The 10,920-nt window shown below is 73.3% G+C and carries 1 protein-coding gene; it reads left to right on the top strand.

The features are described 5' to 3' along the window. The first annotated feature begins 22 nt into the window (after positions 1–22). On the top strand, positions 23–10,915 hold the full coding sequence (locus J1792_RS25680) for a type I polyketide synthase (RefSeq protein WP_207248467.1): 10,893 nt from the start codon (positions 23–25) through the stop codon (positions 10,913–10,915). Positions 10,916–10,920: the final 5 nt, after the last annotated feature.

The following is a 10,920-nucleotide window of genomic DNA, read 5'->3' as shown; positions in this document are numbered from 1 at the left end:
ACCTCAGGTGAACGACCCTCAGGTGAACAACGAAGACAAGCTGCGCTACTTCCTCCGGCGCGTCACGGCGGACCTGCACGAGGCCCGCGAGCGTCTCCAGGAGCTCGACGCCGCACGGCAGGAGCCGATCGCCATCGTGGCCATGAGCTGCCGGTACCCGGGCGGCGTCACGTCTCCCGAAGACCTGTGGCGCCTGCTCGAGAACGGCGGGGACGCCATCACGGGATTCCCCGCCGACCGCGGCTGGGACCTGGACGCGCTCTACGACCCGGACCCGGAGACCCGCGGCACCAGTCACGTGCGCGAAGGCGGATTCCTCGACGACATCGGCCTGTTCGACGCCGGGCTCTTCGCGATATCGCCGCGTGAGGCGCTGACCATGGACCCGCAGCAGCGGCTGTTGCTGGAAAGCTGCTGGGAGGCGTTCGAGCGGGCCGGCATGGACCCCACCTCCCTGAGGGGCAGCCGCACCGGCGTGTTCGCCGGCGTCATGTACCACGATCACTCCTCCGTGCTGCAGCATGCCGTCGAGGACGTCGAGGGCTACATCGGTACGGGCAGCGCGGCCAGCGTCGTCTCCGGCCGGGTGGCCTACACCTTCGGGCTCGAGGGCCCGGCGGTGACGATCGACACGGCGTGCTCGTCGTCGCTGGTCGCCCTGCACCTGGCGGTGCAGGCGCTGCGGCAGGGAGAGTGCGACCTCGCTCTGGCCGGCGGCGTCACGGCCATGTCCAACCCCACGGCGTTCGTGGACTTCAGCCGCCAGCGGGGCCTCGCCGCCGACGGCCGCTGCAAGCCCTTCGCGGCCGCGGCCGACGGCACGGGCTGGGCCGAGGGCGTGGGCGTACTGCTCGTGGAGCGGCTGTCGGACGCGCGGCGCAAGGGGCACGAGGTGCTGGCCGTGGTCCGGGGGAGCGCCATCAACCAGGACGGCGCGTCGAACGGCCTGACCGCCCCCAACGGCCCCTCGCAGCAGCGCGTCATCCGGCAGGCGCTGGAGTCGGCGGGGCTGTCGGCCGCCGACGTGGACGTCGTCGAGGCGCACGGCACGGGCACGACGCTGGGCGACCCGATCGAGGCCCAGGCCCTCCTGGCCACGTACGGGCGCGGGCGCACCGCCGACCGTCCTCTGTGGCTGGGGTCGCTGAAGTCGAACGTCGGGCACACGCAGGCCGCGGCCGGTGTGGGCGGCATCATCAAGATGGTGCAGGCGATGCGGCACGGCGTCCTGCCGAAGACGCTGCACGTGGACGAGCCGTCGCCGCACGTGGACTGGTCGGCGGGCGAGGTGCGGCTGCTGACCGAGCCCGTCGAGTGGCCGGCGGACGCCGACGGCCGTCCGCGCCGGGCCGGCATATCCTCCTTCGGCTTCAGCGGCACCAACGCCCACACGATCATCGAAGAGGCCCCCGAGCCCGAACCGGCCGACGAGGAACCCTCCGAGGCCACCCCCCTGCCCACGCCCGTCGTGCTCTCGGCCACGGACGCGGCCGCCCTGCGCGACCAGGCCGCCCGCCTGCTCACCCACGTCACCGATCACCCCCGGTACTCCGTGGCCGACCTCGGCCTCTCATCGGCCACCTCACGCGCGGCGCTCGACCACCGCGCCGCCGTGGTGGCCTCGGACCGGGCGGAACTCCTGCGCGGCCTCGAGGCGCTGACCCGAGGCGACGGGGCGGCGGCCGGTGTGATCGAGGGCCCGGTGGCTCCTCGGCAGACGGTGGCGATGCTGTTCTCGGGACAGGGAAGCCAGCGCGCGGGCATGGGCCGGGAGCTGTACGCGTCCTTCCCCGCCTTCGCCAAGGCATTCGACGCGGTGTGCGCGGAATTCGGCGTCCACCTCGAGTGGTCGCTGCGGGACGCGATGCTGGACGAGGGCGCCGACGGGCTGCTGGACCGTACGGAATTCGCGCAGCCGGCGTTGTTCGCCGTCGAGGTGGCGCTGTTCCGACTGGTGGAGTCCTGGGGCGTACGGCCGGACTTCCTGGCCGGGCATTCGGTGGGCGAGCTGGCCGCCGCGCATGTGGCGGGTGTGTTGTCGCTGGCCGATGCGGCGGCGCTGGTGGCGGCTCGTGGTCGTCTGATGCAGGAGCTGCCGGCCGGCGGTGTGATGGTGGCGGTGGAGGCGTCCGAGGACGAGGTGCTGCCGCTGCTCGCGGGCTCCGAGGACCGGGCGGGTGTCGCGGCGGTCAACGGTCCCACGTCGGTGGTGATTTCGGGCGCGGAGGACGCTGTCGCGCCGGTGGTGGCGCGGCTCGCGGCCCAGGGTCGTAAGACGAAGGCGCTGTCGGTGTCGCACGCCTTCCACTCGCCGCTGATGGAGCCGATGCTGGCCGACTTCCGCGCCGTGGTGGAACGGATGACGTTCGCCGCGCCGTCGGTCCCGATCGTCTCCACGCTGACGGGCCGGGTGGTGTCGGCGGAGGAGCTGCGCGACCCGGAGTACTGGGTGCGGCATGTGCGGCATGCGGTGCGGTTCGCGGACGCCGTCGAGACGCTGGCCGCGGAAGGCGTGAGCGCGTTCGTCGAGGTCGGCCCGGGTGGCGTTCTGGCGGCCCTGGTCCAGGGCGTTGTGGACGACGACGCGGGTGTGGTGGCCGTCCCGGCCCTGCGTGCGGATCGTCCGGAGGACGCCGCCGTCACGACGGCCGTGGCCCGGCTGCACGTCCACGGCGTCGCCCTCGACTGGCCGGCCGTCTTCGCCGACCGTGGCGCCCGCCGCGTCGACCTCCCCACGTACGCCTTCCAGCGCGACCGCTACTGGCTCGAGACGCGACCCGCCATCGGCGACCTCGGCCACGCCGGCCTCGGCACCGCCGACCACCCGCTGCTCGGCGCCGTCGTCACCCTCGCCGACGACGGACTGTTGCTCACCGGCCGGCTCTCCACGGCCACCCACCCCTGGCTCGCGGACCACACCGTCATGGGCGCCACACTGGTCCCCGGCACGGCCCTCGTCGAGCTGGCGATCAGGGCGGGCGACCAGGTGGGCTGCCACCACCTCGAAGAACTCACCCTGTCCACGCCGCTCGTCCTGCCCGCCCATGGCGACGGCGGCGTCCGGCTCCAGGTCGTCGTGGACGGCGACGACGCCGGCCGCCGCGCGGTACGCCTGTACTCGCGGCCGGACGAGGCCGCGGAGGACACCCCCTGGACATGCCACGCCACGGGTACGGTCACCACGAGCCGGACCACGCCGTTCGAGCCGGCGACGGAGTGGCCGCCGCCCGGCGCCGTCCCCGTCGACACCGACGCGCTGTACGAGCGGATGGCCGGCCTGGGCCTGGAGTACGGGCCCGTGTTCCGGGGCGTACGGGCCGCGTGGCGGCTCGGCGAGGAGGTCCTCGCCGAGATCGCGCTGCCGGAAGGCGTCGCCGCCGCGGGCTACGGCGTCCACCCGGCCCTGCTGGACGCCGCCCTGCACGCCGTCGGCCTCGGGAACTTCGTCGAGGACCCCGGCCGGGCCCGGATCCCGTTCGCCTGGGACGGCGTCGAACTGCACGCCACCGGCGCGAACGCCCTACGAGTACGCCTGTCACAGGCCGGAACGGACTCCGTATCGCTGCTCGTCACGGACGCCGCCGGCGGCCGGGTCCTCACCGTCGAGTCGCTGACGCTGCGGCCGGTGAGCGCCGGACGACTGGCGGAGGCAGGGGCCGGGGGCGGTGGGCAGGAGTCGCTGTACCGGGTGGAGTGGGTGCGGCGTCCGGTGTCCGGTGGTGACGCTTCGCCGGCTGATGTGGTGGTTGTGCGTGCTGGTGATGCTGATGCCGCTGATGCTGGTGTGTATCGGGTGTTGGGGCTGGTGCAGGAGTGGTTGGCGGGTGAGGCGGCTGGGGGGCCGGGTTCGCGTCTGGTTGTGGTGACGCGTGGTGCCGTGGTGGGTGCGTCGGCTGGTGTGGATCCGTGGCAGGCGGCTGTGTGGGGTCTGGTGCGGTCGGCGCAGTCGGAGAATCCGGGCCGGTTCGTGCTGGTGGATGTCGATGAGGATGACGAGGAGGCGTCGCTTTCCGCCGCGTTGAGTGTGGGTGAGCCGCAGGTGGTGGTGCGTGGTGGTGAGGTGTTCGTGCCTCGTCTCGTGCGTGCCGAGGTTCCGGAGTCCGCGCCGGATGATGAGCCTGTTTTCGATGCCGATGGCACGGTGTTGGTGACGGGTGCTTCCGGTGTGCTGGGTCGTTTGGTGGCCCGGCATCTGGTGACCGCCCACGGCGTCCGGCATCTGCTGCTCCTCAGCCGCCGTGGCCTCGACGCCGAGGGGATGGCCGATCTCGCCGACGAGCTGTCGGGCCACGGGGCGCAGATCACGGTCACGGCCTGCGATGTCGCTGATCGGGTGGCGTTGGCGGGTGTGCTGGCGGGGATTCCGGCGGGGCGTCCGTTGCGGGGTGTGGTGCATGCGGCGGGTGTGACCGATGACGGAATCATTCCGGCTCTGGACGCCGGGCGGTTGGAGCGTGTCTTCGCTCCGAAGGCTGTTGCTGCGCTTCATCTGCATGAGCTGACGCGGGACATGAACCTGTCGGCCTTCGTGCTGTTCTCCTCGGCTGCCGGTGTGTTCGGTAGTGCGGGGCAGGGCAATTACGCGGCCGCGAACGCTTTCCTGGATGCTTTGGCCGAGCAGAGGCGCGGGGAGGGTCTTGCGGCGGTGTCGCTGGCGTGGGGTCTGTGGTCCGAGACGAGCGCGCTGACCAGTGCGCTGCGGACCGCCGACCAGCACCGCATCACCCGCTCGGGCATGCGGGCCCTGGAATCCGCGACCGGCCTGGCCCTCCTCGACAGTGCCCTCCGCGTGCCGGGCGAGGCCGTGCTCGTCCCCGTGCAGTGGGACATGCGGGCTTTACGCGAGCAAGGGCGCTCCGGCGAGCTTCCGCCCCTGCTCTCGGGCCTGCTCCCCGCGCCCGTACGCCGCGCCGAAGCGGCGACGACAGCGGTGGCGGCTGCGGGCGGCGGTGCGGTCGCGGAGCTGGTGCGACAGCTGGACGGATTCCCGGAGGAACGCCGCCACGAGCTGCTCGTGGACCTGGTCCGTACGCACGCGGCCGCCGTCCTCGGACACGGGCGCCCCGAATCCGTCAAGGCGACGCAGCCCTTCCGCGAGCTGGGCCTCGACTCCCTGACCGCCGTCGAACTGCGCAACCGCCTCGGCTCCGCCACCGGCGTGCGGCTGCCGGCCGGCCTCGTCTTCGACCACCCGACCCCCGACGCCCTCGCCCGCCATCTGCGCGCCGAACTCACCGGCTCGCGGCGCGACAGCGCAGCCCGCGCCCCGCACGCCGCTGTCGCTCGCGTCAGCGACGAGCCCATCGCCATCGTCGGCATGAGCTGCCGCTATCCGGGCGGCGTACGGACCCCCGAGGAACTGTGGCAGCTGCTCACCTCCGGAACCGACGCCATCTCCGACTTCCCCGTCGACCGGGGCTGGGACCTCGATCTGCTGGCGCAAGGGGCGGAAGATGCCGGTGGGTCCGAAGAGGCTTCCGGCAAGGCCGGCACAAGCAACACCCACAAGGGCGGCTTCCTCTACGACGCCGGTGACTTCGACGCGGCCTTCTTCGGCATCTCGCCGCGCGAGGCCCTGGCGATGGACCCGCAGCAGCGGCTGCTGCTCGAGACGTCGTGGGAGGCCTTCGAGCGCGCCGGCATCGACCCGGCGACGCTGCGCGGCTCGCGAACCGGCGTCTTCGCCGGGGTGATGTACCACGAGTACGCCTCCTCCCTGCAGGCCGTTCCCGAGGGCGTCGAGGGCTTTCTCGGTACGGGCAACTCCGGCAGCGTCATCTCGGGCCGGCTGTCCTACACGTTCGGGCTCGAGGGTCCGGCGGTGACGGTGGACACGGCATGCTCGTCGTCGCTGGTCGCGCTGCACCTGGCGGCGCAGGCGCTGCGCCAGGGGGAGTGCGAGCTGGCGTTGGCCGGCGGTGTGACCGTGATGGCGGGCCCGGGCGCCTTCGTGGAGTTCAGCCGCCAGCGCGGGCTGGCCGCCGACGGCCGCTGCAAGGCGTTCTCCGCCGCGGCCGACGGCACGGGCTGGTCCGAGGGTGCGGGCATGCTGCTCGTGGAGCGGCTGTCGGATGCACGGCGCAACGGCCACCCCGTGCTGGCGGTCGTACGCGGCAGCGCGGTCAACCAGGACGGCGCGTCGAACGGCCTCACCGCCCCCAACGGCCCGTCGCAAGAGCGCGTCATCCAGCAGGCCCTCGCCAACGCCGGACTGACCGTCGCCGACGTCGACGCGGTCGAGGCGCACGGCACGGGCACCACCCTGGGCGACCCCATCGAGGCCTCCGCGCTGCTGGCCACGTACGGGCGGCAGCGGCCGGAGGACCGGCCGCTGTGGCTTGGCTCGCTCAAGTCGAACCTGGGGCACACGCAGGCGGCGGCCGGCGTCGGCGGCATCATCAAGATGGTCGAGGCGATACGGCACGGCGTGCTGCCCAGGACGTTGCACGCCGACGAGCCCTCGCCGCACATCGACTGGTCGACGGGCACCGTACGCCTGCTCACGGAACCCGTCGAGTGGGCCGAGAACGGGCATCCGCGACGCGCGGGCGTCTCCTCCTTCGGCTTCAGCGGCACCAACGCCCACGTCATCATCGAACAGGCGCCGGAGCAGCCGGAGAACACCGAGGCCGCCCGTACCACCGCCCCCTCGGGCGAGGCGGCCGCATGGCTGCTGTCCGCGAAGTCCCCCGAAGCCCTGCGCGACCAGGCCGCACGCCTCCTCGCCCACGTACGGTCCCACGAGGAACTCGCCGCCGAGGACGTGGCGTACTCGCTGGCCACCGGCCGGGCCGCCCTGGAACACCGGTCGGCGGTCGTGGCGACCGACCGCGCCGAGCTGCTGGCGGGCCTGAGCGCTCTGGCGAACGGCGAGCCGTCCACGGCGACCGTCACGCACGACGGGCCCGCAGAGGGCGGGAAGACCGCGTTCCTGTTCTCGGGGCAGGGGAGCCAGCGGTTGGGGATGGGACGGGTGTTGTATGCCGCGTTCCCAGTGTTCGCTGATGCCTTTGATGCGGTGTGTGCGGAGCTTGATGCGCATCTTGAGCGTCCGTTGCGGGATGTGGTGTTCGGTGACGATGGCGAGCTGCTGGATCAGACGGGGTTCACTCAGCCGGCGTTGTTCGCGGTCGAGGTGGCGTTGTTCCGGCTGGTGGAATCGTGGGGTGTGCGGCCGGACTTCCTGGCCGGGCATTCGGTGGGTGAGTTGGCTGCCGCGCATGTGGCCGGGGTGTTGTCTCTTGCCGATGCGGCTGTGCTTGTGGCGGCGCGTGGTCGGTTGATGCAGGCGTTGCCTGTGGGTGGGTTGATGTTGGCGGTGGAGGCGTCGGAGGCCGAGGTGCTTCCGTTGCTGGAGGGGCGTGAGGATGCGCTCGGGATCGCTGCGGTCAATGGCCCGTCCTCTGTGGTCGTCTCAGGTGCTGAGGACGACGTCATCGAGGTGGGTGGTTTGCTGGCCGCTGACGGTCGGCGGACGAAGCGGTTGTCGGTGTCGCATGCTTTCCATTCGCCGTTGATGGATCCGATGCTGGCGGCGTTCCGAAAGGTCGCCGAGAGCGTGACGTACTCCGCCCCGGTCGTCCCCTTCGTGTCCGCTCTGACCGGGCGGCTGGTCACGGCCGACGAGCTGAGTGACCCGGAGTACTGGGTGCGGCATGTGCGGCAAACGGTCCGTTTCTCCGACGCGGTCCGTGCGCTGGATGCGGCAGGCGCGACGGTCTTTCTCGAGGTCGGTCCGGGCGGTGTGCTGACCGCGATGGCGCAGCAGAACGTGGAGACGGCCGAGGCTGTCGCGGCCCTGCGCGCCGACCGCCCCGAAGGCCTGTCCGTCACCACGGCGTTGGCCCGGCTTCACGTCCTGGGCGTCCCCGTCGACTGGAGCACGGTCTTCGCCGGGACCGGCGCTCGTTTTGTCGATCTGCCGACCTATCCCTTCCAGCGGCAGCGCTACTGGCTCGAGAACGCACGTCCCGTCATCAGCGACATGGCGTCGGCGGGTCTGGCGGCTGCCGGTCACGCGCTTCTCGGCGCGGCGGTCGGCCTGGCCGATGGCGAGGGTGTGCTGTTCACCGGGCGCCTGTCGGCGGCCACGCACCCGTGGCTGGCCGAGCATGTGGTCCTGGGCAGCGTCCTGCTGCCCGGCACAGCCCTGGTGGACCTCGCGCTGCACGCCGGGGGGCAGGTCGGTTGCGACCACCTGGACGAGTTGACGCTGCGGGCACCGCTCGTACTCCCGGAGGACACCGGGGTGCAGCTCCAGGTGCTCGTCGCCGGTGCCGACGACGACGGCCGTCGTGCGGTGACGGTGTACTCCCGTCGGGAGGGCGCGGCAGTGGGCGAGCTGTGGACCGCGCACGCCATGGGTACGGTCTCCGCCACGCCGCCCTCCGCTTCCGGCGAATCGTCCGACGACCTCGCGCAGTGGCCGCCGGCCGGCGCGATTCCGCTGACGGAGGAGGCTGTCGAGGAGCTCTACGAGCGCATGTCCGGACTCGGCCTGGACTACGGGCCCGTCTTCCGGGGCGTACGGGCGGCCTGGCGCCAGGGGGACGTGCTCTTCGCGGAGCTGGCCCTGCCCGAGTCCGTCACCGGCACCTCTTCGGTCACCGGCCCGGTCGACGTCGCCGGCTTCGGCGTCCACCCGGCACTGCTCGACGCGGCGCTTCATGTCGTAGCGTTCGGCGGGCTGTTGGCCGACACCGGTCAGGCGCGGGTGCCGTTCTCGTGGCACGGCGTGCGGGTGTACGCCACCGGCGCCACCGCCCTGCGCGTCAGGCTGGCGGCGGACGGGGCGGACGCCGTGTCGCTGCAGGTCGCGGACGTCACCGGGCAGCCCGTGGCATCGGTCGGTTCGCTCGTGCTGCGCCCGGTCTCGGCCGAGCAGCTCGCCGCCGCGCGCGGCGGCCGCCAGGAGTCGCTCTACCGCGTCGACTGGACTTCCGTGCCGGCGCACCCGGCTCCCGCCGGGCCGGCCCCAGGCCAGTGGGCGTACCTCGGCGCAGGCGAAAGCGGCCTCGACGACCACCCCATGCCCGACACCGCGCTCGTCGACGCCCTGCGCGCCCGGGGCCTAGAGCCGCGGCCTGCGCCCGCCGCGGGCGCGCGGCCCGTGGCGCGTGCGCTGGCCCTCGTCCAGGATGTGCTGGCGGAGGCGGAGTCCGCTGCCGCCGGCACCGTGGGCGATGACGCCCGCCTCGTCGTGGTCACCCGTAACGCCGTCGCGACGGGCGTCGCCGATGCCGCGGCGGTGGATCCCGAGATGGCCGCCGTGTGGGGCCTGGTGCGTTCGGCGCAGTCCGAGCACCCGGACCGTTTCGTCCTGGTCGACGTGGGCGAGGGTGCCGATCCCGCCACCGGCCTGTCGGCGGCGCTGGCCGCCGGGGAGCCGCAGGTGGCGCTCCGTGGCGACCGGCTGTTCGTGCCGCGGCTTGCCCGGGCGGGCGCCGACGCGTCGTCTCCCGCGCCCTTGCCGCTCGACCCGGAGGGCACCGTTCTGGTGACCGGCGCGACCGGCGCCCTGGGCCGGCTCGTCGCGCGGCATCTGGTGTCCGTCCACGGCGCGCGGCACCTGCTGCTCACCAGCAGGCGGGGGCCGGACGCCGAGGGGGCGGGCGCGTTCGAGGCCGAACTGTCGGCGCTGGGCGCCCGGGTGACGACGGTGGCCTGCGACGCCGCAGACCGGGACGCGCTCGCCGCCCTGCTGGAGGCCGTACCGGCCGAGCATCCGCTGACGGGCGTGGTGCACGCGGCCGGCGTCCTGGACGACGGGCTCGTCGACGCGCTGACGCCCGAGCGGCTGGACCGGGTCTTCCGGCCCAAGGCGGACGCCGCCCGCCACCTGGACGAGCTCACCCGTCATGCCCGCCTCTCCCTCTTCGTCCTGTTCTCCTCCCTCGCCGGTACCTTCGGCAACGCCGGTCAGGCCAACTACGCCGCCGCCAACGCCTATCTGGACGCCTTGGCGCAACGACGCCGAGCTGCTGGGCAGGCGGGCACCTCGCTCGCCTGGGGGCCCTGGGCGACCGGTGCCGAGGGGATGCTGGGCGAGGCCGACACCGAGGCGCTCGCGCGCATGGCGCGCGGCGGCGTCGCCCCGCTGCCGGCCGACGAGGGGCTCGCGCTCTTCGACGCGGCGGCCGCGGCGGACGGCGGCGTGTACGTACCGGTCCGGCTGAACCTCGCCGCGCTGCGCGCCCGGGCGGCGGCGTCGCCCCTGCCCGCTCTCCTGTTCGCCCTGGTGCCGGCCCCCGCCCGCAGGGCGGCGGCCGAGGCGCTGCCCGCCTCCTCCTCGCTCGAGCGGCAGCTGGCGGGCGCGTCGGGGGAGAAGCGCCGCAGGATCCTGCTGGCCATGGTCCGGGGCGAGGTCGCCGCCGTGCTGGGGCACGCCTCGTCCGAGGCGGTCGGCGCCGGGCAGGCGTTCCGCGACCTCGGCTTCGACTCGCTGACGGCGGTCGAGCTGCGCAACCGCCTCGGGGCCGCCACCGGACTGCGCCTGCCGGCAGGCCTGTTGTTCGACTACCCGACGCCCACGGCCCTCGCCGAGCGCCTCGACGCCGAACTGCCGGCCGACGGCGCGGACGCCGGCGCCCCCTCCCTCCTCGCCGAGATCGACCGGCTCGAAGCCGCGCTCATGAACTCGCGGCATGAGCAGGGCGACAAGGGTGACAAGGGTGACAAGAGCGATAGGGGTGACAAGGGGCTGCGCGCCACGGTCGCCCTGCGCCTCGAAGTCCTGCTCGCGAAGTGGAACGACGCGAGCCGCGACCACGGCGGTACGGGCACCGCCACCGACGCCGGCCCCGGCTCCGCCGGCACCGCGTCCTCCGGCGCGGAATCGGACGCGGCCGCGGTCGAGGACGCCACCGACGAGGAGCTCTTCGAGCTCCTCGACAACGAGCTCGGCACCACCGAATGACCACC

The organism is Streptomyces triculaminicus (assembly GCF_017349075.1).
In the GTDB taxonomy this organism is placed as follows: Bacteria; Actinomycetota; Actinomycetes; order Streptomycetales; family Streptomycetaceae; genus Streptomyces; species Streptomyces triculaminicus.
Note: the sequence above shows the minus strand (reverse complement) of the source record. Positions and strands in the feature narration are given on the sequence as shown.